The 22,109-nt window shown below is 67.5% G+C and carries 17 protein-coding genes and 1 tRNA gene; 17 read left to right on the top strand and 1 reads right to left on the bottom strand.

Translation table 11 applies throughout. The annotated features are described in order from the left end of the window. Positions 1–10: 10 nt before the first annotated feature. The 14 genes from ACIPXZ_RS08340 (at position 11) to ACIPXZ_RS08275 (ending at position 18,425) form a co-directional block, all read left to right on the top strand. Entirely contained in the window at positions 11–826 is an 816-nt protein-coding gene (locus ACIPXZ_RS08340) for a helix-turn-helix domain-containing protein (RefSeq protein ID WP_400592293.1), read from the top strand. Positions 827–1,062: 236 nt separating this feature from the next. After that, positions 1,063–2,127, top strand: coding sequence for a FecCD family ABC transporter permease (locus ACIPXZ_RS08335; protein ID WP_400592290.1), 1,065 nt, complete (start codon positions 1,063–1,065; stop codon positions 2,125–2,127). Continuing rightward, positions 2,124–3,200, top strand: a complete 1,077-nt coding sequence (locus ACIPXZ_RS08330; RefSeq protein WP_400592287.1) for a FecCD family ABC transporter permease — start codon at positions 2,124–2,126, stop codon at positions 3,198–3,200. The genes ACIPXZ_RS08335 and ACIPXZ_RS08330 overlap by 4 nt, the downstream gene beginning before the upstream one ends. Beyond that, entirely contained in the window at positions 3,197–4,132 is a 936-nt protein-coding gene (locus ACIPXZ_RS08325; protein ID WP_400592284.1) for an ABC transporter ATP-binding protein, read from the top strand. The genes ACIPXZ_RS08330 and ACIPXZ_RS08325 overlap by 4 nt, the downstream gene beginning before the upstream one ends. 26 nt (positions 4,133–4,158) lie before the next feature. Further along, complete coding sequence (locus ACIPXZ_RS08320) at positions 4,159–5,235, top strand: iron-siderophore ABC transporter substrate-binding protein (RefSeq protein ID WP_400592282.1); 1,077 nt, start codon at positions 4,159–4,161, stop codon at positions 5,233–5,235. A gap of 76 nt (positions 5,236–5,311) precedes the next feature. Beyond that, the gene (locus ACIPXZ_RS08315) at positions 5,312–6,352 is read left to right on the top strand and encodes an ABC transporter substrate-binding protein (RefSeq protein WP_400592279.1); all 1,041 of its coding nucleotides are present in this window, start codon (positions 5,312–5,314) and stop codon (positions 6,350–6,352) included. A gap of 110 nt (positions 6,353–6,462) precedes the next feature. Further along, entirely contained in the window at positions 6,463–7,485 is a 1,023-nt protein-coding gene (locus ACIPXZ_RS08310) for an ABC transporter substrate-binding protein (RefSeq protein WP_400592276.1), read from the top strand. After that, complete coding sequence (locus ACIPXZ_RS08305; RefSeq protein WP_400592274.1) at positions 7,482–8,570, top strand: ABC transporter substrate-binding protein; 1,089 nt, start codon at positions 7,482–7,484, stop codon at positions 8,568–8,570. Before ACIPXZ_RS08310 ends, ACIPXZ_RS08305 begins: the two co-directional genes overlap by 4 nt. Next, entirely contained in the window at positions 8,567–9,616 is a 1,050-nt protein-coding gene (locus tag ACIPXZ_RS08300) for an ABC transporter substrate-binding protein (RefSeq protein ID WP_400592271.1), read from the top strand. Before ACIPXZ_RS08305 ends, ACIPXZ_RS08300 begins: the two co-directional genes overlap by 4 nt. Positions 9,617–9,836: 220 nt before the next feature. Further along, on the top strand, positions 9,837–11,690 hold the full coding sequence (locus ACIPXZ_RS08295) for an ABC-F family ATP-binding cassette domain-containing protein (protein WP_400592268.1): 1,854 nt from the start codon (positions 9,837–9,839) through the stop codon (positions 11,688–11,690). Between the two features lie 138 nt (positions 11,691–11,828). Further along, a complete protein-coding gene (locus ACIPXZ_RS08290) occupies positions 11,829–12,683 on the top strand; it encodes an IclR family transcriptional regulator (protein ID WP_400592266.1) in 855 nt (284 codons plus the stop codon). A 461-nt stretch (positions 12,684–13,144) separates the two neighbouring features. Beyond that, the gene (locus tag ACIPXZ_RS08285; protein WP_400592263.1) at positions 13,145–14,557 is read left to right on the top strand and encodes an aromatic amino acid lyase; all 1,413 of its coding nucleotides are present in this window, start codon (positions 13,145–13,147) and stop codon (positions 14,555–14,557) included. Positions 14,558–14,611: 54 nt separating this feature from the next. Continuing rightward, positions 14,612–15,943 (top strand): MFS transporter, encoded by a 1,332-nt coding sequence (locus ACIPXZ_RS08280; protein ID WP_400592260.1) that lies wholly within the window; start codon positions 14,612–14,614, stop codon positions 15,941–15,943. Positions 15,944–16,202: 259 nt separating this feature from the next. Next, positions 16,203–18,425, top strand: a complete 2,223-nt coding sequence (locus ACIPXZ_RS08275; RefSeq protein ID WP_400592257.1) for a heavy metal translocating P-type ATPase — start codon at positions 16,203–16,205, stop codon at positions 18,423–18,425. A gap of 16 nt (positions 18,426–18,441) precedes the next feature. Here ACIPXZ_RS08275 and ACIPXZ_RS08270 read toward each other — a convergent pair whose 3' ends face one another. Continuing rightward, positions 18,442–19,056 carry a TetR/AcrR family transcriptional regulator gene (locus ACIPXZ_RS08270; RefSeq protein WP_400592728.1) on the bottom strand — a complete coding sequence of 205 codons (615 nt, stop codon included), beginning with the start codon at positions 19,054–19,056 and terminating at the stop codon, positions 18,442–18,444. 181 nt (positions 19,057–19,237) lie between these two features. On the opposite strand from ACIPXZ_RS08270, the gene ACIPXZ_RS08265 reads away from it, so the two are divergent. The 3 genes from ACIPXZ_RS08265 (at position 19,238) to ACIPXZ_RS08255 (ending at position 21,873) form a co-directional block, all read left to right on the top strand. Continuing rightward, positions 19,238–19,309: transfer RNA gene (locus tag ACIPXZ_RS08265), tRNA-Gln, on the top strand. A 99-nt stretch (positions 19,310–19,408) separates the two neighbouring features. Continuing rightward, on the top strand, positions 19,409–20,890 hold the full coding sequence (gene glmU, locus ACIPXZ_RS08260; RefSeq protein WP_400592254.1) for a bifunctional UDP-N-acetylglucosamine diphosphorylase/glucosamine-1-phosphate N-acetyltransferase GlmU: 1,482 nt from the start codon (positions 19,409–19,411) through the stop codon (positions 20,888–20,890). Positions 20,891–20,892: 2 nt separating this feature from the next. Next, positions 20,893–21,873: a ribose-phosphate diphosphokinase gene (locus tag ACIPXZ_RS08255; protein WP_400592251.1), complete on the top strand. Its 981-nt coding sequence runs from the start codon at positions 20,893–20,895 to the stop codon at positions 21,871–21,873. The last annotated feature ends 236 nt before the right edge of the window (positions 21,874–22,109 follow it).

Below are 22,109 nucleotides of genomic sequence, written 5' to 3'. Positions count from 1 at the left end.
GAGTCAACATATGGCTCTTATCCGCCACCTCTTCCGGGTGGCGGCCCGCCCAGGGAAGAAGAGGGATGCCATGCGCTCCGAGACGTCGCCCAGCGCGATCGCTCTGGCGCGCTTCGAGATGTTCCGGGGCCAGGCCTTTGAGCGCCATGTCCATGAGGAGCAGCATCAACTGGCCTGGGCCAGCACCGGCGTGCTGATGGTCGATGTCGATGACCGGTGCTGGGTCCTGCCGCCCAATCTGGCCCTCTGGATCCCGGCCGGCACCTGGCATGTGACGCTGGCCCTGCGGGAGAGTGTCCTGGAAGGCGTTTACCTCGATCCCGGCTCGTTCCGGCTGTCCTGGGACGAGCCGGTGGTCCTGTCCGTCTCCGCCCTCGCCCGGGACCTGATCCAGTATCTGGCGGGGGAGCTGGACCCCTCCGCCCGTTCGCGGGCCGAGGCGGTCCTGGCGGACGTCCTCACCCCGGTCCGCCTGTCCAGCATCGAGCTTTCGCTGCCGCAGGATCCGCGGGCGCGCGAGGTGGCCGACCTCCTGCTGGCGGACCCGGGTGAGCACCGCAGTCTGGAACAGCTCGCCGTCGTCGTGCGGTCCAGTCCCCGCACCCTGCTGCGCGTCTTCCTCGCGGAGACCGGGATGACGTTCACCCAGTGGCGCACTCATGTGCGGCTCCAGGCCGCGATCGCTCACCTGGCAGAAGGGCATTCGGTGTCCCGGGTCGCCGGGCTGGTCGGTTATGCGACGGCGAGCGCGTTCGTCTCGGCCTTCCGCCGCGTGACCGGGCACACGCCCGCGGCGTACTTCAGCCGGATGGAGGCCGGGGTTTAGGGATCGGTCGGGGCTGTGGCCTCCCCTGGACGGCCTCGCTGGCGGTTGGGAGACATAACTTGACGGCTGACGTCCTTGTTAGGGTATCGAAGCTTTGTCTAATGTGATTAGGTAAGGCTTGCCATACTGATGCTGGCAAGTGTGTTCGTTCGTGAATCCTGACCGAGGAGCCAGATGGGTCATCCCCAGCCCGCCTGCCGCCACCATGACGCCGGTCCCCGGCGCGAGGCAAGGGAGTGAGCGCCCCCGCGCTGATCACCTCCCACCCCCTGAAGTCGCCCGAACCGGAACCGGTGCGGGCCAGTGTGATCGCCGCGCGCGTCGTCGGCCTCCTCGTGTGCGTGGGCGTCCTGATCCTGGTGGTCCTCACCAGTATTTCGGTCGGAGCCAAACCCATCCCTCTTCCAGACGTGGTCAACGCCCTCTTCGCGGGACAGGGCACCGCTGATGGAGTGGTGATCCTGGACCTCAGGGTGCCCCGGACACTCCTCGGCCTCGCGGTCGGTGCCGCGCTCGCCGTGGCCGGGGTGCTGATGCAGGCGCTGACCCGCAACCCCTTGGCCGACCCCGGAATCCTGGGCGTCAACATCGGCGCCTCGGTGGCGGTCGTCCTGGCCATTTGGCTCCTGAATCTCGGCTCCCTCAGCTCGTATGTGTGGTTCGCCTTCGTGGGTGCCGCTGCCGCCTCGGTGCTGGTCTACCTGCTGGGCTCCGCGGGCCGTGAAGGCGCGACGCCGGTCCGGCTGGCCCTGGCCGGCACCGCCATCAGCGCCGTGCTCGGCTCGGTGGTCTCCTTCGTGACCATCCTGAACCCGCAGGTCTTCGACCAGTTCCGCTTCTGGGGCGTCGGGGCGCTCGCCGGGGTGCAGCCGGAGATCTTCGGGCAGGTGCTCCCGTTCCTCCTCTTCGGGGTGCTGCTGGCCCTCGGGCTGTCCGGTGCCCTGAACGCCCTGGCCCTGGGCGATGACATGGCGCGTGCGCTCGGCAGCCGGATCGGCCTGACCCGCGTCCTCGGCGCCCTGGCCGTGACCCTCCTGTGCGGCGCCGCCACGGCGGCGGTGGGACCGATCGGATTCATCGGCCTGACCGTCCCGCACATGGCACGGCTCATCACCGGCCCGGACCATCGCTGGCTCATGCCCTACTCCCTGGTGCTCGGCCCCATCCTCCTGCTGGGCGCCGACATCCTGGGGCGTGTGGTCGCGCGGCCGGGTGAGATCCAGGCCGGCATCATCACCGCCGTGGTGGGAGCGCCCGTCTTCATCGCCCTGGTGCGGCGCCGGAGGATCGCAGAACTGTGAACAGCACCCGCACCACTCTGGACCGGCCGGTCGTCTCCGGCAGCGTGCTCCGCACCCGGGGGGACCGTCTCTCGCTCCGCTGGCAGCCACGCGCCGGCGTCGTCTGCGTCCTTCTGGCCCTCGCTGCCGCCGCGGTGGCGATCCTCGGCCTGACCACCGGCGACTACCCGGTGTCCCTGCCCTCCGTCCTGGCAACGCTCTCCGGGCAGGGTTCGGGAACGGACGCCTTCATCGTGGGGACGCTGCGTCTGCCCCGGGTCCTCTCCGCCCTGCTCATCGGAGCGGCGCTCGGCATGAGCGGCGCCGTGTTCCAGAGCCTCTCACGCAATCCGCTCGGCAGCCCGGACATCATCGGGTTCACCAGTGGGGCGGCGGTCGGCGCCGTGACGGAGATCCTCGTCTTCCGCGGCTCGCAGACCGCCATCGCCTTCGCCGCGATCGGTGGCGGACTCATCACGGCCGCCGTCGTCTACCTTCTCTCGGTCCGGCGCGGAAAGGTGGCCGGATACCGGCTCATCCTGATCGGCATCGGGGCCGGGGCCGTCCTGGAGTCGGTGACGGCCTACCTGCTGACGCGCGCCACCCTCTACGATGCCCAGAACGCCCAGATCTGGCTGATCGGCAGCCTCAACGCCGTCAGCTGGGAGGTTGTGGGGCCACTGGCCGGAGCGCTGCTCATCCTCACTCCCGTGGTGCTGTTCCTGGGCCGGGACCTCGGCTGGATGGAGTTGGGCGACGGCTCGGCGAAGGGGCTCGGCGTGCCCGTGGAACGCACGCGGCTCCTGCTGGTCATCACCGCCACGGCACTGTGCGCGGCGGCCACCGCCGCGGCGGGACCCATCGGCTTCGTGGCGCTGGCCGCCCCGCAGCTGTGCCGGAGGCTGGTCCGCGCCCCTGGAGCGCTCATCGGTCCGGCCGGATTCATGGGTGCGCTGCTGCTCTCCGCCAGCGACTTCGGCGCCCAGCGCATCGTGCCCACCACGTCCCTGCCGGTCGGCGTCATGACCGGCCTGCTCGGCGGCGCCTACCTGTGCTGGCTGCTCGCCCACCAATGGAAAGCCAGGAGATCATGACCACCACATCCTCGGTGACCGATCCGTCCGGACCCACCGCCACGCAGGACTCCGGGCGCCCGGCGGCCCGGCGTACCCCCGAGGCTGCAGGAGCGGAGCGGCCGGGCTCCTTCCGGCTCCACGGCGAGGGCCTCACCCTCGCCTATGACGAACGCGTCATCAGCGATGGCCTGGACGTCGTCATTCCGGACCGTTCCTTCACCGTGATCGTGGGCGGCAACGGCTGCGGCAAATCCACGCTGCTGCGCGCTCTGTCCCGCATGATCAAACCGGCCAAGGGCACCGCCTACCTGGACGGCAAGTCCATTCACAGCATGTCCTCGAAGGACCTGGCACGCCGGCTGGGTCTGCTTCCGCAGGCCCCCATCGCGCCGGACGGCATCAAGGTGGCGGATCTCGTGGCGCGCGGCCGCTACCCGCATCAGAAACTGCTGCGCCAGTGGTCCCGTGACGATGAACGGATCGTGACGGAGGCTCTGGATGCCACCGGGACCCGGGATCTGGCCGACCGCTACGTCGACGAGCTCTCCGGCGGACAGCGGCAGCGGGTCTGGGTGGCCATGGCCCTGGCACAGCAGACGGACATCCTGCTGCTGGACGAGCCGATCACCTATCTGGACATCGCCTATCAGCTGGACGTCCTGGAACTCTGCGCGGACCTGCACGAGGAGCAGGGTTACACCCTGGTGGCGGTGCTGCACGATCTGAACCACGCGTGCCGCTACGCGACGCACCTGATCGCCATGCGGGACGGGGCGATCGTGGCCCAGGGCGCTCCCGCGGACATCGTCACCGCCGAACTGGTGGAGGAGGTCTTCGGCCTGCCCTGCCAGATCATCACCGACCCGCAGAGCGGCACACCCCTGGTCATCCCGGTCCACCGGCGCGGCCGCGCCGGCACCCCCGCTGTGGCACCCCGCAGCACCCCCTGATCCGCCCTTCCCAGAAAGCCGAGCACATGAACACACCCACCTTGCTTCGTCCCGGCCTGCCCACCGTGGACGCCGATGTCGGCACCGCCTTCGCCAGGATCGTCAGTGAGCTGACCCGCCGCGGATTCCTGGCCGGGGGCCTGAGCGCCGCGGCGCTGGCGGGGCTGACCGCCTGCGGAACGGAGGGCGCAGCCCCCTCCGCCGGTACCCGGAAGGTGGAACACCTGCGGGGGACCACGGAGGTTCCCGCCGAGGTGAAGCGCGTCGTCACGGTGGGATTCAGCGATCAGGACGCCGTGCTGGCCCTCGGCTTCCAGCCTGTCGGAGTCACCGACTGGTATGGCGACTACCCCTACGCGGTGTGGCCCTGGGCTCAGGGCGCGCTGGGGGACGCCAAGCCCAAGGTGCTGAACAAGGGGTCCTTCACCGGCAAACCCGACTACCAGTACGAGCAGATCGCCGCTCTGAAGCCGGACCTGATCCTCGGCCTGTACACCTCCATGAGTGAGACCGAGTACCAGCGGCTGTCCCAGATCGCCCCGACCGTCGGCCCGCCCAAAGGGCACCCAGAGTTCGCCGCCCCCTGGCAGGCGGTCACCCGCCTGGCCGGCCAGGCGCTGGGACGCTCCGAACTGGCCGAGGAGAAGATCGCGGCGGTCCAGGCCAAGATCGATCAGACCCGCAAGGAACACCCCGAGTTCGAAGGGCTCACCGCGCTGGTGGCCGAACGCTTCGAGCAAGGTGCATCCTATGCGCGGTCCAAGGGAGACCCCCGCTCGCAGCTGCTCACCGGTCTGGGTTTCGTCATCCCCACGGACATCCCCGCGGTGGGCGGCAACACCGACGGCGCCCCGGTGAGTGATGAGCGGATGGAACTGCTGGACCGTGACGTCCTCATCTGGAACATCGGTTTCACCCCGGCTCTTCGCAAGACCATCGAGAAGCTGCCGCTGTACCCCACCCTCGACGTCGTGAAGAAGGGCCGGTCCGTCTTCGTCGACGACGCTCTCGTGAGCGGTGCCTGGACCTGGGGGACCGTGCTGAGCCTGCCGACCGTCATCGACGCGCTGGCCGCGCTGATCGCCCCGGCGCTGCGCGACTGACCATTCCCGACGACGGACGGGACCGGCCCCCGGGGCCGCGCCCGTCCGTCGTCGGCCCTCTCTGAAAGGACACGCCGTGCACCGTACGAAGCGTGCAGTCCCCGGTCCCGCGAGCACGACGGCGGGACCGTCGCCCAGCCGCAAGGACTTCCTGCTGGGCGGGCTTTCCGCAGCCGCCCTGCTCGGCCTGGCAGCCTGCGGGTCGCCCGCACCGGCGTCGAGTGGCGCGGCCGCGGCAGGCTTCCCCGCCGAGGTTAAACACAAGTTCGGCACCACCGTGGTGCCGTCCGCACCGCGACGGGTGGTCTCAGCCGGGAGCACCAGCCAGGACCACCTGCTGGCGCTCGGGGTCATCCCCGTGGGCATCACCGACTGGTACGGGGACCAGCCCGACGCGACCTGGCCGTGGGCTCACGCGCGCCTGGGGGACAGCCACCCCACTGTGCTGTCCGCGGCGGACGGCTACGCCTTCGAGAAGATCGCGGCACTGGCTCCGGACCTGATCGTCGCCGCCAATGACGGGATGAAGGAGTCGGACTACAAGAAGCTGTCCGCGATCGCCCCGACCATCGCGCAGTCCGGTGAGTTCGCCGACTACGCCGTGCCGTGGGATGTCCAGACCCTCTCCATCGGCCTGGCGCTCGGGAAGAAGGACGAGGCGCAGGCACTCGTGGACGGTATCAAGGCCCGTTTCACCGCCGAGAAGGGCAAGCACCCGGAGCTGGTGGGGAAGAAGGCCATCTTCCTGCAGAACGCCGTGTACGACGGCAGTGTGATCGCCTATCAGAACGGGCTGAGCACCGAGTTCCTCACCGAACTGGGCCTGGTGGTCCCGGCAGGTCTGGAGAAGTTCGCCAAGGACGCCCAGGCGTTCATCCCGCTGGAACAGCTCTCGGTGCTCAACCAGGCCGATGTGCTGATCTGGGCCACGGAGAAGGACTCCGATGAGACCGCACTCCACAAGGTCCCCGGATTCGACCAGCTCAATGCGGTCAAGGCGGGCCGTTCGCTCTACACCGGGGGAATCCTCTCCGGCGCGATCTACTTCACCAGTCCGCTCAGCCTGCCCTACGTCCTGGACCACCTGGTTCCGGAACTCTCCACTGCTCTGAAGTGACCCCGGCCGGCACCCTCCGCCGGTCACCGCGAACCGCGCCGTCCGGCGTCGTCGGCTTCCGGCCGGCCCGGTTCCGGGCAACACCCTCCCCTCATCCGAAAGGATCAGCAATGCCCCCCACCCTCACTCCGCCCGGACGCCGCACCATGCCGCGTTCCGCCTCACGTCTCAGCAGCCCGAGCCGCCGCGGCTTCCTGGCCGGCGGTCTCGGAGCCGCGGCCGCGCTCGGCCTGGCCGCCTGTGGACAGGGTGGCGCGCAACCGGCACAGAGCAGCCCGGCACGCACCCGGGTGGTGGACACCGTCAAGGGCAAGGTGACGGTGCCGGTGGATCCGCAGCGCATGGTGGTCATCAACCCGCAGGTCCGCAGCACGCTCTACGACTTGAACCTGGTGCCGCTGGGCGTCTACGACGAAGGCGCCCAGTACATTCCGCCCCGCTACCGGGAGCGGGCGGCCGCGGCCACGAAGATCGGCACGGGCGGGGAGATCGACCTGGAGAAGATCGCGGCGCTGAAGCCCGATCTGATCCTGGGCATCGACTACGAATGGAACACCAGCTCGTACGACAAGCTGACGGCGCTGGCACCGACGGTGATCGTCCCGGCGACGAGCTGGCAGGAGAGCGCGCGGGCCACCGCCGAAGCGGTGGGCCAGGGCGAGGCGCTCAGTGCCCTGGACAAGCGCTTCACGACGACGGCGGCAGAGCTGCGCTCCCGGTACGCCGCGGTGCTGGGGCGCTACCGCTGGGACATCCTCCAGGGCGGTTTCGACCAGGGCAAATTCTGGCTCTACGGCCCCAAGAGCGATGCGGGGGCGATCCTGGCAGCTGCCGGTGTGCGTTTCGCACCGGCCAGCACCGGGGTCACCGGACCCGAGAACAAGGCCGTCTCCTACGAGAACGTCGATCTCCTCGGCACGGCGGACGTCATCGGGTTCTACGCCAACTTCGACAACACCCCCAACAACAACGGCCCTCAGCTGTTCGCGCAGACGGGGTTCAAGGGGCTGCCCGCGGTGAAGGCCGGGCGCACCGTCGCTCTGCCGGACTTCCTGCCCGGAGGCTACGGGGATGCCCTGGCCCTGCTCGACGAACTCGAAGCCGGGCTCCGTGCCCTCGGAGGACAGTCATGACGCCCATCATCTCCGGAGAGACCATGACCCTGCCCGGCACCGTCACCGGCTTCCTTCCCGCCGAGGTGGACGCGGAGTTCGCCCGGATCGTCAGCGAGCTGACCCGGCGTGGCTTCCTGACCGGAGGTCTGGGCGCCGCCGCGCTGCTGGGCCTGTCCGCGTGCGGTGCCGGACAGCCCTCCCCGGACGGCACCGGAACGTCCGCGGCCGCCCGGGTGGTCACCACCACGGCAGGCAGCTTCACCGTCCCGGCCCACCCCGAGCGGGTCGTGTGCATCGACTACTTCACCGCGATCTTCCTCGTGGAACTGGGCCTCACACCCGCCGGGGGCATCGACTTCTCCTGGGTGGACGGGAACAGCATGTTCCCGGATTACGTGGCCGCCCTGAAGAAACTGCCGGGGATCGGGGAGATCACCTCGACCGACTATGAGAAGGTCACCGCCTTGCGGCCGGACCTGATCCTGGGACCGACCCCCGGAAGCCGTTACGACAACTCCAAGGGAGCCATGAAGACCCTGACCGCCGTCGCGCCGGTGGCCTCGGTCGACTTCGGCAAGACCGGTGACTGGCGTGGGCCCCTGGAACAGACCGCGGAGCTGGTGAACCGGAAGGCGCAGCTCGAGCCGCTGATCGCCTCCTACCGGGCGGCCGTGAACCGGGTCAAGGAGGCTCAGGCGCGGGTACTCTCCTCCGCCGTGGTCTCGGTGGTGGACTACAGCCAGGACGGCAACTTCGCCCTGGACCTCCCGCAGTCCACGGACGGTGTGGTGCTGGCCGATCTGGGCGTCCGCTTCGGACGGGCCAGCGTCGATGACGGGACCAGCACCCGGGAGATCTCCGTGGAACGGCTGGGAGAACTCGCGGATTCGGACATCATCCTGTTCCGCGCGGACGCCTCCGGAACCCCCGTCAACGGCGTGGAGAAGCTGGTGAAGCTTCAGACCTGGAAGGATCTGCCTGCCGTCAGAGCCGGCCATGCCTACCCGATCGGCTGGGCCGATGTGTGCACGTACCGCTGGGCGGAGAAAGCCATCGCGGACTTCTCCCGGATTCTGGAGAGCTACGGAAAGGACCAGCGATGAGGACGGCCGTGCCTGACGCGCCGCGCAGCGATTCCCTCACCCCGGGCGATGCCGACGCAGAGTTCCTGCGGATCATCGCCGCCCTCACCCGGCGGGGTTTCCTGAGCGGTGGACTCGGTGCCGCCGCGGTGCTGGGGCTGGCGGCGTGCGGCAATGCCACCCCGTCCGCGGTCACGTCCCAGGGGTCCCGGAGGGTCCGGACCTCGTCCGGAGAGGTGGAGGTCCCGGAGCATCCCGAGCGGGTGATCGCCGGCACCGCCTGGGCCGTCAACACCCTGCTGGATCTGGGCATCACGCCCGTCGGTTCGTTCCGGGGTGCCCGCAACGTGGTGCTGCCCGGCTTCCGGGAGAAGATGGGGCCGGTGGCGGACATCAGCGGGAGTGATGGCAATGGGGATGATCTGGAGAAGGTCGCTGCCCTGAAACCGGACCTCATCATCACCTTCGCCACGTCGGAGTCCCTTGCCGGGGCGCGCCAGATCGCGCCCGTGATCGGACAGGATTCGGTGCACGAAGGGTGGGAGGAACTCTGCGCCCAGGTGGCCGACGCCGTCAACAAGGCTCAGGAGCTGACCGCGCTGAAGGTCCGGTTCGAAGCCCGGCTGGAGAGCCTCCGGAAGGAGTATGCCGACGTCTTCTCCACGGTGAAGTGGTATGTGGTCCAGGCCGGTGACACGGCCAATCCGGCCACTCTCTACGCCCCGGCGAACACCGAGGCCGGAGTGATCATCAAGCGTCTGGGCGGCTCCTTCGGGTCTGCGGAGGAGGGGACGCATTATGGCGACGGCAACACCGTCGGCGAGCCCCTCTCCGGTGAACTGCTGCCGAAACTCGCCGACGGCGATGCCATCATCGTCTGGGACAACGGGGACGCCCCCTCTCCCGATGCCCGCAGCCTCTACGCACAGAAGTTCTGGAAAGAGCTGCCCGCGGTGAAGAACGGGGCGGTGTTCCGCACCAGCATGCCGGGCAGCTACGGCTCGGCATCGGGCTTCCTCGACCTGCTGGAAGAGGCGTGCAGGAAGCTCAGGCCGACCGGGAAGTGACGTTCCCCGGCGGCCCTCCCGGCAGCATCCGCACGGTCCACGCCCCGGCACCCGGGGCGTGGACCGTCGTCGTTCCGGCCCGTCCGGAGCGGCCGCGCGCGCACCCGGCCGCCGCTTTGCCTACGATGGTAAGGTTCAGCGATCCGTGGCGGGCGGTCTTCCGTGATCCCCGGAGCCCATGGCAGGTCCGCTGAATCCGGCACACCGACGAAAGCAGCACATGGCACATCTTCTGGGCGGCGAGAACCTCGCCGTGTCCTTCGGAACCCGCACCGTCCTGGACGGCGTCACGGTGGGACTGGAGGACGGGGACCGGATCGGCATCGTGGGCCGCAACGGCGACGGCAAGTCGACGCTGATGCGCTTCCTCGCCCAGCGCTCGGAACCGGACTCCGGACGGGTCACTCAGCGCCGGGACCTGCGCATCGGATACCTCGATCAGCAGGACGTGCTGGACGCCGATGCCACCGTCGGGCAGGCGATCGTCGGTGAACTGGCGGATCACGAGTGGGCCGCCGACCCGAAGATCCGCGAGATCATGGGCGGCCTGGTCGGCGACGTCGACTGGCACGCCAATGTCCACAGCCTTTCGGGTGGCCAGAAGCGCCGTGTCGCGCTGGCCAAGCTTCTCATCGGCGAGCACGACGTCATCATGCTCGACGAACCCACCAACCACTTGGACGTGGAAGGGGTAGCCTGGCTCGCCCGGCATCTCAAAGCGCGGTGGCGCGCGAACGAGGGCGCCTTCCTGGTGGTCACCCACGACCGCTGGTTCCTGGACGAGATCTGCACGAAGACCTGGGAGGTCCACGACGGCATCGTGGACCCCTTCGAGGGAGGCTATGCCGCCTACGTGCTGGCCCGGGCCGAGCGGGACCGGACCGCCGCCGTCGTCGAGGCCAAGCGCCAGCAGCTGGTCAAGAAGGAGCTGGCCTGGCTGCGTCGTGGGGCCCCGGCCCGGACGTCCAAGCCGAAGTTCCGCATCGAGGCGGCCAATGCGCTGATCGATGATGTTCCGGCCCCGCGCGACACGCTGGCTCTGAACAAGATGGCGACGGCGCGTCTGGGCAAGGACGTCATCGACCTTGAGGACGTCACACTGGACCGCAGGCCGGCCCCGGGCGAGGAGCCCGATGGGCGTCCCCTGTTCGACAAGGTCACGCTCCGTCTGGCGCCGGGGGAGCGGCTCGGTCTGGTGGGCGTGAACGGGGCGGGCAAGTCGACGCTTTTGCGACTGCTCTCCGGTGAGGTGAAGCCCACCAGCGGCAAGGTCAAGCGTGGTAAGACGGTGGTGCCGGCCGTGCTCAGCCAGGAGGTCCACGAGCTGGCCGAGGTGGACGATCTCCGCGTGGTCGAGCTGATCGAGCGGGAGAAGCGGTCCTTCCAGATCGGGGGCAAGGAACTCTCCGCGGGCCAGCTCGTGGAGCAGCTCGGCTTCACCAACTCCAAGCAGTGGACCCCGATCCGTGATCTCTCCGGTGGCGAACGGCGTCGTCTGCAATTGCTGCGGCTGCTGGTCGGTGAACCGAACGTCCTGATGCTGGACGAGCCCACCAACGATCTGGACACGGACACGCTGGCCGCCGTCGAGGACGTGCTGGACGGCTGGCCGGGCACGCTCGTGGTGGTCAGCCACGACCGCTATCTGCTGGAACGCGTCACTGACCATCAACTGGCTCTTCTGGGCGACGGCAAGCTGCGCGGCCTGCCTCGCGGCGTGGATCAGTACCTGGAACTGCGCGAGGCGATGCTGTCCGGCGGCGGCTCCGCGAAGGGGTCCCCGACGGCGGCGAGTGGCTCCGCGGCCGCTGCGAGCGGCGGTGCCGGCGCGGCGTCGTCGGGCGCGAGCGAGGCGGAGAAGCGCGAGGCGCGCAAGAACATCAACCGCATCGAGCGGCAGCTGGGCAAGCTGGCACAGCAGGAGGAGAAGCTGCACGCGCAGATGGCCACGGCCTCCGAGAAGGGCGACTTCGACGGGCTCGGCGGTCTGAACTCCCAGCTCAACGAGGTGCTGGAGGAGAAGGAGACCCTCGAGATGGAGTGGCTCGAGGCCGCCGAGGTGCTGGGGGAGTAGCGCCCGGGAGGGGCCGCGGCGTTCCTCTGCGGTGTCCGTGGTCCGCCGACGGAGCGAAGGCGTGCACACATGGTGGACGTAGGATGCCTCCTGGACGCATTCTGGGAGTGTTGAGAGCTACCGAGGAGGACCCGGGCGATGGTCGACAAACGAAGGAACGCCCAAGTTCCTTCGGCGTACGAGGTCTTGTCGGTTCTCGAATTCATTGGTACGCAGCTCGCACCTGTTCGGGCATCCACCATTGCACGCGAGCTGAATCTTCCCCGGTCGACGACGTATCACCTCCTGGCGGCCCTGGTCGACCAAGGTTTCGTCACTCATCTTCCGGAGGAACGGCGTTACGCTCTCGGTCCTGTTGCCCATGAACTGGGAACGGGATATGCCCGGCATGTCCCGCTCCAGCGTCTCGCCACACATCCCATGGCGGACTTGGTCAGGCGGTCCCGGAACACGGCTCATCTGACGGTCATGCGGGGCCGCGAGGTGATTTACATCATTGAACAGAGAGCCCCCCGCAAGCCTTCGCTTGTCACCCACGAGGATGTGCGCCTGCCTGCTCATCTCACGGCCAGTGGGCGGGCGATGTTGGCGTGGATGCCTGAATCGCAGGTGTCGGCCATCTATGCGGGAGAGAGGGAGCTTTCCCGGCGGACCGATGTGGGGCCGGCCACCGTTGATGAACTCCTGGAGATGCTGACGCACATGCGCCAGGCCGGGTATGCATGGGAGGCCGAAGAGGTGACTCTCGGACTCCTGTCTCTTGCTGCTCCGATTTTCGATCGGACGGGCCATCCCGTCGCCAGCGTGGCGCTCACCGTTTCCGCTGCCGACCTCACTCATGGATCGGCCGGAATAGCTGAGCCCGGTGTGCCGCAGGCTGTTGTTGGTGCCACCGCAGAAATCCGCGAGCTCGGCCTGAAGTACGCCCGGCAGATCAGGGGATGCGCAGGAGAGCTTACGCGTCGCCTAGGCGCGACGTCGGCCACAAACTGACATCGTCTCGTATCCGAGACGCCAAATTCGAGATAGCCCAGACATGGGGCGTTTTTCTCAGCTTCAATTGAGTATGTTCTACATCACATGGCCTCCGGGTGAGCGGAACAGGTGCACCCTGTTGAACACCATCCGCCCGTCGGACTCCAGTAAGCCGTCCGGTGGCCGGGCCCGATCTGTACTGCGTTGAGTGCAGTGCCGACAGGCCACTCCTTGAACCGAATTCCTGTCTCTTCAGGGAGGTCAAGGCGAAGCGATCTAAGGAAAACCAGAATGAAACAACCAGAACTGCTCGAGCGATCAAACACGCGAAGGGAAGTCTTGCACTGGGGCCTCTCGAATTGTGTCGGTTCGCAGAGGACCCGGGCTGAGGCCGGCATTGAGGCTGCCGCCGGATTGCTTGGCGATCAGTCGTGGATTCCGCGGATGCAGGTCTCTGCCCGGCCGGAATTGAGCCTGTGATGAAGGGCGGGTCAAAGACCGTCCTGGACGGCGCCGCACTGAGCATCGACCAGGTTCTGGAACTCGGTTCGCAGACCAGTCCGGCCATTGAGGTCGCTCCTGCAGCGCGTGCTCTAGTGGCATCGACATGGAAACTTGCCGAAGAGATCGCTTCGCGCAGGCCCATCTACGGACGTACCACTGGAGTCGGCGCCAATCGCGACACCGAGGTCATCCAGGACACGGCCACGGACCTTCGCCTTCTGCGCAGCCATGCCACGGGATCAGGTTCTCTCCTGCCGATCTCCACCGTTCGGATGGCACTGATCATCCGGCTCAACCAGCTCCTGCGCGGTGGGTCCGGGATTCATCCTGACGTTCTTGACGCGCTGACGGCAGCGGTGGTTGGAGATCGGATCCCCGACGTCCGCGGTACAGGCCCGATCGGTACAGGAGACCTGAGCAGCCTGGGAGAGATCGCCTTGTCTCTCGTGGAGAAGGGCGGCTGGAGGCTGCACGCAGGCGATGCTCTGCCGTTCTTGTCATCCAGTGCTGTCACTCTGGCGGGCGCGTGCGCCACGGCCGGACGGTTGCATCATTGGATTCGGATGCAGACGTTCGTCTCCGCCCTGTCATTCCTCGCCGTCCGGGCGTCACGCGAACCTCTTCAGCCTTCTGTGCAGAACGCTCATCCCCACCCGGGCCAGGCTGAGGCGGCGGCGGCTCTGCTCGCGTTGCTGGAGGAGTACCCGGTTGCCGCGCGTCGTGTGCAGGATTCCTTCGGTTTCCGCGCCTATCCGCAGGTCGTGGGGGCTCTCCTGGATGCAGCGTCTGCATTCGAGGGCACCATCGAAGTCGAGCTCGTCTCAGCCGCCGAGAATCCACTCATCGATCCTGCCGGAGCCGACATCTACCACAACGGCAACTTCCATGGCATAGCCCTGGCCTTGGCTGCGGAACGTGTCAAGCTGGCTCTCGCCTCGGCCGGCCAGCTGTCGGTAGCCCGCCTTACCGATATCTCCAACCCGGAGATGACCGGTCTCTCCTCGTTCCTCGCCGACACTCCTGGCGCGAGCGGAACGATGCTCCTGGAATACAACCAGGCGGCTGCGCAAGCCACGCTGCGACACAGCGCGCAAGCTGCAACGCTGGGCGCGATCGTGATCTCCCGAGGTGTGGAGAATCACTCAAGCTTCTCCAGTCAGGCGATCGAGCAACTGGGTCGGTGCCTGGAGTCAGCCACAGACATACTCGCCTGCGAGCTCCTCGCGGCGCTCCGGGCGATCGCGATGCACGGCGACCGCATCGAAGTCACTGGCCCGCTGGCGGACTTCATCGCTCGGGTCACCCCGCTGATCGGCGCCGGGCTGGAGGACCGTTCCCTCACGGAGGATTTGGCCGTGGTGCGCAGCTTCCTCGACTTCGCCTCGTAGATCGTCCGGTTCCACGCTATTCAACTTCTCTCCGAAGACGTAAAGGATCTCCCGATGAACCTCACCACAGACGCCGACGAAGCGTTGGAACCCGTTCCGGACGGTATGGTCGCTCTCGACCAGATCGCGTTCGGCCGGTTCCACCTCAAAGTCACGATGATGACCTTCGGCGCCAATTTCTCAGACGGCTATGCGCTTGGCATCATCGGCAGTGTTCTGCCCTTGATCACCAGCCAATGGAACGTCGACGGCTTCTGGCAGGGGATGCTTGCCAGCTCCGCCCTCATTGGGCTCTTCTTCGGATCGCTGATCCTGGGCCGGGTCAGCGACCGGATCGGCCGCCAGAAGGTCTATGTGCTCAACTTCGTACTGATCGCAGCCGCATCCTTGGCCCAATTCTGGGCCCCGAACGTTGAGACGATCTTCGTCTTGCGTCTCCTGATCGGCTTTGGCCTTGGGGCTGACTACGCTGTGGGCCCGACGCTGCTCTCAGAGTTCGCCCCGCGCAAATCCCGTGGTCTCATGCTGTCGTCTCTCACCGTTCTGTGGACCGTGGGGTACGTGCTTGCGAACGTGATCGGCGCTTATGTCGACCTCGGCCCGGACACCTGGCGATGGTTGCTTGCGTCCGGATTCATTCCGGCGCTTTTCGTGCTGTTGGTGAGGATCGGATCCCCTGAATCCCCCGGATGGCTCATCAGCAAGGGACGCGGAGAGGAAGCTCGCCAGATCGTGGCGAAATACCTCAAGACCGACAATGTGTTCATCCCCGCAGCACATCTGGAGGAGAAGAGCAGCTACGGTGAGCTCTTCAGCCCCCAGCTTCGCAAGGGGACATGGTTCGGAATCCTCTTCTACAGCGCTCAGGTACTGCCCTACTTCGCGATCTACACCTTCGTGTACACCATTCTGGAAGCGATGAAGGTCTCGGATGCCAATCTGCAGAACCTCCTGATCAACCTGTTCCTGCTCGCTGGCGGCGTGGCCGGGCTCTGGGCGATCGCCAAGTTCCCGCGGAAGGCATTCACGTTCTGGACCTTCGTGATCATGACTGTTGCCCTGGCGTTGCTCGGGCTTCTGGCCGATGCCTCGCCATGGTTGATGCTCGTTCCGTTCGTCGTCTACTCGTTCGTCATGTCCGGTGCCTCGAATATCACCCAGGTGTACCCGCCCGAGCTTTTCCCGACACATCTGCGTGGCAGTGGCGTGGGCCTGTTGAATGCAACGAGCCGCATCGCTTCGGCAATGGGAACCTTCCTGCTGCCCATCAGCCTGGAACAGTGGGGCGTGTCCGTTTCCATGTACTGGCTTGCGGCCGTACTGGCGCTCGGAGCGCTTGTCACGTGGTTCTGGGCTCCTAAGACGGAGGACCGGAAGCTCGTCTGAGACAGGTGCAGTGCGGCTTCGCGGAGCCGGACGGGGCGATGCCCGGCGGTGGTTGCCAACCGGGCATCGTCCTTTTTAGTGTGTTGGGCACCTCGGTCACGTCCACTCATCGGCTGCTCCGTGGTTGTCGTTTTGAGGCACCAAAACGACAACCACGGAGCAGTCGATCGTTAAAGGCCCTTGCCCCAACATACCCCCTAGGGGTATGTTGATCGAGAGATACCCCTAGGGGGTATGATTCTCTTGAGAGGGGAACCAGATGAGCAGCACGGCCACCGAGGTGGAACTCGACATCACGGGTATGACCTGCGCCTCCTGTGCCAACCGGATCGAGCGCAAGCTCAACAAGGTGGACGGGGTCGAGGCGACGGTGAACTACGCCACGGAGAAGGCCCGCGTCACCGCGCCCGGAGGGTTCGACGTCGCATTGCTCATCGGCACCGTCGAACAGGCGGGATACGGCGCTACGGTCCATCAGGAAGACCAGCCCGAGGACGAATCCGAGCTGCGTGGCCTGCGGCGGCGCCTTCAGGTCTCCGCGGTGCTCGCCGTGCCCGTGATTCTCCTGGCGATGGTGCCGGCCTTCCAGTTCACCGGCTGGCAGTGGGTCTCGCTTCTCCTCGCCTCACCGGTCATCCTCTGGGGTGCCTGGCCATTCCACCGGGCCGCCTGGACCAACCTCCGGCATGGGGCTGCGACGATGGACACCCTCGTCTCCGTCGGAACCCTGGCCGCCTACGCCTGGTCGCTCTACGCGCTCTTCTTCGGCACTGCCGGAATGCTCGGCATGCGGCATGGCTTCTCCCTGTCCATTGAGCCGTCCGATGGCGCAGGCAACATCTACCTCGAAGTCGCCGCCGGGGTGACCCTGTTCATCCTCGCCGGCCGGTACTTCGAGAAGCGCTCCAAGCGCCAGGCCGGTGCCGCGTTGCGTGCCCTCCTGGAACTGGGCGCCAAGGACGTTACCATGCTGCGCGACGGCGTCGAGCACCGGGTGCCCGTGGCCGAGCTGGCGGTAGGGGACAGCTTCCTCGTCCGGCCCGGTGAGAAGGTCGCCACCGACGGCATCGTGCTGGAAGGCCTCTCCGCGGTGGACGCCTCCATGATCAGCGGCGAGTCCGTGCCGGTCGATGTCGCGCCCGGCGACGCCGTGGTGGGCGCCACCGTCAACACCTCCGGCCGACTCGTGATCCAGGCTTCGCGCGTCGGCAAAGACACCCAGCTGGCCCGGATGGCGAGGCTCGTCGAAGAGGCGCAATCCGGCAAGGCCGAAGTGCAGCGCCTGGCGGACCGGGTCTCCGGAATCTTCGTCCCCGTGGTCATCGGCATCGCGCTGCTCACCCTCGCGGCCTGGCTGCTCCTCGGCCAGCCGGTCCCCGCGGCCTTCACCGCCGCCGTGGCCGTGCTGATCATCGCCTGCCCCTGCGCGCTCGGCCTCGCCACCCCGACGGCTCTCCTGGTCGGGACGGGGCGCGGCGCTCAGCTGGGCATTCTGATCAAGGGTCCGGAGGTTCTGGAGAGCACACGCCGCGTGGACACCGTCGTGCTGGACAAGACCGGCACGGTCACCTCGGGCAAGATGGAGCTCGACGGCGTGCTGCTGCCGGTCGCCGATCCTGCGGCGCGTGCCGAGCTGCTGTTCCGGGCGGGCGCCTTGGAACACGCCAGTGAGCATCCCATCGCCCGGGCGATCGTCCGGGGAGCGGAGGCTGAGTTCGGAGCGCTTCCGTCTGTGGCAGGTTTCCGCAACGAGCAAGGCCTGGGCGTGCGGGGCGTCGTCGACGGTGTGGAAGTCCTGGCGGGACGCCCGGCTTTCCTGGAGGCGGAAGGGCTGGGGTTCCCGGACGGGCTCCGGCGCGCGAAGGCGGATGCCGAAGCACAGGGCCGCACTGCCGTCGTCGTCGGCTGGGACGGTGAAGTCCGTGGTGTGCTGACGGTCGCCGACCGGCTCAAGCCCAGCAGCGCCGAGGCGGTCCGTCGGCTGCGTGAACTCGGCCTGGAACCGGTCCTGCTGACGGGGGACAACGACGCCGTGGCGCGGCGCATCGCCGCTGAGGTCGGAATCGACCGGGTCATCGCCGAGGTGCTGCCGCAGGACAAGGTGGACGTCGTGCGGTCTCTGCAGGCCGAGGGCCGGGTGGTGGCCATGGCCGGAGACGGTGTGAACGACGCCGCTGCTCTGGCGACGGCGGATCTGGGGCTGGCGATGGGTACCGGGACGGATGCGGCCATCGAGGCGTCGGATCTCACGCTGGTGCGCGGTGACCTGCTGGGTGCGGTGGATGCGATCCGGTTGTCCCGGGCGACCCTGCGGACCATCAAGACGAACCTGTTCTGGGCCTTCGCTTACAACGTCGCGGCAATTCCCCTGGCCGCGCTCGGCTTGCTGAACCCGATGATCGCAGGAGCGGCCATGGCGTTCTCCAGCGTGTTCGTGGTGGGCAACAGTCTGCGGCTGCGGCGGTTCGCCCCGGCTGCTTGAGCCTGCGGGCCGGGCTTCAGTCCCGCAGTCTCAGCTTTGGTGCGGGGGAGAGTCCGGTGAGGCCGTTCCACGCCAGGTTGACGATGTGTGCGGCCACATCGTCCTTGGCCGGCGCCTCCGGGTCCTGGGTCCGGGCGTCGAGCCACCACTGGCCCGTCGTCGCGACCATGCCGACGAGCATCTGGGCGTACAGGGCCGCGTCCCGTTCGGCGTAGCCCCTCTGAGCGAACTCGGCCGCGAGAATATGGGCGACGCGGCGCGTGATGGCTCCCAGGATGGTCGAATAGCGCCCTGCGGGGTCGGAGGGAGGCGCATCGCGGACCAGGATGCGGAAGCCCTGGGTGTGGCCCTCGATGTAGCCGAGCAGTGCAAGAGCCGCCCGTTCCAGCAGCACGCGGGCCGGGGCCGGCTCGGCGAGGGAGCCGGTGATGGCGTCCAGGAGTGCCGCGGACTCCACTTCGACCACGGCCGAGTAGAGCCGTTCCTTCGCGCCGAAGTGTTCGTACACCACGGGTTTGGAGACCCCGGCCACGGCCGCGATCTCCTCGATGCTGGTGGCGTCCAGGCCCTTCTCGGCGAAGAGGGAGCGCGCCACCTCGATCAGCTGGGCCCTGCGTCGTTCGGCGGGCATCCGCGTCCGCGCCGCCGTCCGGCGTTCCCCCGTGCTCAGCGCCACCCGTTCCTCCAGAAAGTCACTGATCCATCATGCCTTACCATGGCCGTCCGGGTGGCTCCCGAGTCGCACCCCGGGCCCGGTGCGTGGCAGAATAGGTGTCTGTGCCCGGGTGTGGACGAACCACAGGCCGGCACGGTCCGCTCTGGTGTAACGGCAGCACCCAGGCCTTTGGAGCCTTGGAGTATAGGTTCGAATCCTATGGGCGGAACGCAGTCCGGGAGCAGAGCATCCCGTTCGCACCGGGGTCGGCTGAAGCCGTCTCCCTCCCTGACACGTGGGTCAGATCCGCAGATGAGGAGCGCCATCCGTGAGCAACGCCGAGAATCAGGCCGCTGCAGTCATCGTCCTGGCGGCCGGAGCCGGCACCCGGATGAAATCCCGTACCCCCAAGATCCTGCACCGCATCGGCGGTCTTTCGATGGTCGGGCACGCCCTGAACGCCGCACGGGGCATCGCTCCTGAACGGCTCGCCGTCCTGGTCCGCCATCAGCGAGACCTGGTGGCCGGGCATCTGGCGGAGATCGCCCCGGATGCCCTGATCGTGGACCAGGACGAAGTTCCCGGCACCGGGCGCGCCGTCGAGCAGGGGCTTGCCGCCCTCGACGCCGGATCCGCCGTGGACGGCACCGTCATCGTCACCTACGGCGACGTTCCGCTGCTGACCCCGGCGATGCTTTCCGAGCTTCTGGCGGCCCACCAGGAGCAGGGCAACGCCGTCACGGTGCTCACCACCATCCTCGAGGACGCGTCCGGCTATGGCCGGATCCTGCGGGCGGAGGACGGCTCCGTGCTGGGCATCCGGGAGCACAAGGACGCCAGCGAGGACGAGCGGGCGATCCGCGAGATCAACTCCGGCATCTACGCCTTCGACGCGGCCACCCTGCGTGAAGCGCTCAAGGATGTCACCACCGACAATGCCCAGGGCGAGAAGTACCTCACCGATGTCCTGGCCATCGCCCGGAGCCGCGGTGGCCGGGTGGCCGCCGTCGTCACCGAGGACCGCTGGCAGGTGGAGGGTGCGAACGACCGCGTGCAGCTCGCCGAGCTCGGGGCGGAGCTGAACCGCCGGACGGTCGAGGCGTGGATGCGTGCCGGCGTGAGCATCGTGGATCCCGCCACCACCTGGATCGACGGCACCGTCACCCTCGAGGAGGACGTCACCATCCTGCCGGGCACCCAGCTGCACGGCACGACGCAGGTGGCGCGCGACGCCGTCGTCGGCCCGGACTCGACCCTCACGGATGTGATCATCGGCGAAGGCGCGACCGTGACACGTACGCACGGCTCCGGGTCCGAGATCAAGGCGGGCGCCTCCGTGGGGCCGTTCACCTACCTGCGCCCGGGCACCGTCCTGGGGGAGAAGGGCAAGATCGGCGCCTTCTACGAGACCAAGAACGTGACGATCGGCGCCGGTTCCAAGCTCTCCCATCTCGGCTACGCCGGCGATGCGGAGATCGGCGAGAACACCAACATCGGCTGCGGCAACATCACGGCCAACTACGACGGCGAGAAGAAGCACCGCACCGTCATCGGTTCGGGTGTGCGCACCGGGTCCAACACCGTCTTCGTCGCGCCGGTCACGGTGGGTGACGGCGCCTATTCCGGTGCCGGTGCCGTGATCCGCAAGGATGTCCCGGCCGGCGCGCTGACCATCAACGTCTCTCCCCAGCGCAATGCCCAGGAATGGGTGATTGCCAACCGTCCCGGTAGCATTTCCGCGCAACTTGCGCAGGCTTCGGTGGACGCCCAGACTTCCTCCCAGAGCGAACCCACGACAGAAGGCGAATGACAATGTCCGCAATCACCGCGAACGGCGAGAAGAAACTGGTCCTAGCGAGCGGACGGGCCCACCCCGAGCTGGCGGAGGAGATCGCCCGCGAACTCGGCACCTCCCTGCTCCCGTTGGACGCCTACGAGTTCGCCAATGGCGAGCTCTACGTGCGTCCCGGCGAGAGCGTGCGAGGCACTGACGTCTTCGTTCTCCAGTCCCACCCCGCGCCCATGAACAACTGGCTCATGGAGCAGCTGATCATGATCGACGCCATGAAACGGGCCTCCGCCAAGCGCATCACCGTCGTTTCGCCGTTCTACCCGTACGCCCGCCAGGACAAGAAGGGCCGTGGCCGCGAGCCGATCTCGGCACGCCTGGTGGCCGACCTCTACAAGACCGCCGGTGCGAACCGGGTCATGAGCGTGGACCTTCACACGAGCCAGATCCAGGGCTTCTTCGACGGCCCGGTTGACCACCTGATGGCGATCCCGCTGCTGGCCGATTACATCCGCACCAAGGTGTCCGCGGACAACATCACCGTCGTCTCCCCGGACACGGGCCGCGTCCGCGTCGCCGAGCAGTGGGCCGAACGCCTGGGCGGTGCCCCGCTGGCGTTCGTGCACAAGAGCCGCGACCTCACCGTGCCCAACCAGGCCGTCTCCAAGACGGTCGTGGGCCAGGTCGAGGGTCGCACCTGTGTGCTGATCGACGACATGATCGACACGGGTGGAACCATCTCCGGCGCTGTTCAGGTGCTCAAGAACGCCGGCGCCAAGGACGTCATCATCGCGTGCACCCACGCGGTGTTCTCCGGGCCCGCCGCCGAGCGCCTCGCTGAATCAGGCGCCCGTGAGGTCGTGGTCACGAACACCCTGCCGATCCCGGCTGAGAAGCGCTTCCCGAGCCTCACGGTGCTCTCCATCGCGCCGCTGATCGCCCGCGCCATCCGCGAAGTGTTCGACGACGGCTCGGTCACCAGCCTCTTCGACGGCAAGGCCTGACGCCTCGGGGCGGAGCAGGCCGGCCGCGCCTCCGGACCGGGTTTTGCTCCCTTGTTGGCAGAATGCGCCCCAATTGGGGCGCATTCTGCCAACAAGGGAGCAAAACCCGACGGGAAAGTGAGCACTGAAGGAAATCGGGTCACGTGGTTTCGGGGACGGGCTCAGGGGTCCTCGCCATTCTGCTAGGATGGAACGTCACCTTGGCGAGGGAACCGCTTCTGCGGTTCCGTTATCGA

Origin of the sequence: Arthrobacter sp. NPDC090010 (assembly GCF_044748305.1) — a bacterium.
In the GTDB taxonomy this organism is placed as follows: Bacteria; Actinomycetota; Actinomycetes; order Actinomycetales; family Micrococcaceae; genus Arthrobacter_E.
This window is presented reverse-complemented; position numbering and strand designations above follow the sequence as displayed.

Excerpts from the sequence above, each read along its gene's own strand:
- ACIPXZ_RS08280 (WP_400592260.1), top strand. The coding sequence starts at position 14,612 with ATGAACCTCACCACAGACGCCGACGAAGCGTTGGAACCCGTTCCGGAC.
- ACIPXZ_RS08255 (WP_400592251.1), top strand. The coding sequence starts at position 20,893 with ATGTCCGCAATCACCGCGAACGGCGAGAAGAAACTGGTCCTAGCGAGC.
- ACIPXZ_RS08270 (WP_400592728.1), bottom strand. The coding sequence starts at position 19,056 with ATGCCCGCCGAACGACGCAGGGCCCAGCTGATCGAGGTGGCGCGCTCC.
- ACIPXZ_RS08320 (WP_400592282.1), top strand. The coding sequence starts at position 4,159 with ATGAACACACCCACCTTGCTTCGTCCCGGCCTGCCCACCGTGGACGCC.
- ACIPXZ_RS08290 (WP_400592266.1), top strand. The coding sequence starts at position 11,829 with ATGGTCGACAAACGAAGGAACGCCCAAGTTCCTTCGGCGTACGAGGTC.
- ACIPXZ_RS08285 (WP_400592263.1), top strand. The coding sequence starts at position 13,145 with ATGAAGGGCGGGTCAAAGACCGTCCTGGACGGCGCCGCACTGAGCATC.
- ACIPXZ_RS08305 (WP_400592274.1), top strand. The coding sequence starts at position 7,482 with ATGACGCCCATCATCTCCGGAGAGACCATGACCCTGCCCGGCACCGTC.
- ACIPXZ_RS08325 (WP_400592284.1), top strand. The coding sequence starts at position 3,197 with ATGACCACCACATCCTCGGTGACCGATCCGTCCGGACCCACCGCCACG.
- ACIPXZ_RS08310 (WP_400592276.1), top strand. The coding sequence starts at position 6,463 with ATGCCCCCCACCCTCACTCCGCCCGGACGCCGCACCATGCCGCGTTCC.
- ACIPXZ_RS08275 (WP_400592257.1), top strand. The coding sequence starts at position 16,203 with ATGAGCAGCACGGCCACCGAGGTGGAACTCGACATCACGGGTATGACC.
- ACIPXZ_RS08340 (WP_400592293.1), top strand. The coding sequence starts at position 11 with ATGGCTCTTATCCGCCACCTCTTCCGGGTGGCGGCCCGCCCAGGGAAG.
- ACIPXZ_RS08295 (WP_400592268.1), top strand. The coding sequence starts at position 9,837 with ATGGCACATCTTCTGGGCGGCGAGAACCTCGCCGTGTCCTTCGGAACC.
- ACIPXZ_RS08300 (WP_400592271.1), top strand. The coding sequence starts at position 8,567 with ATGAGGACGGCCGTGCCTGACGCGCCGCGCAGCGATTCCCTCACCCCG.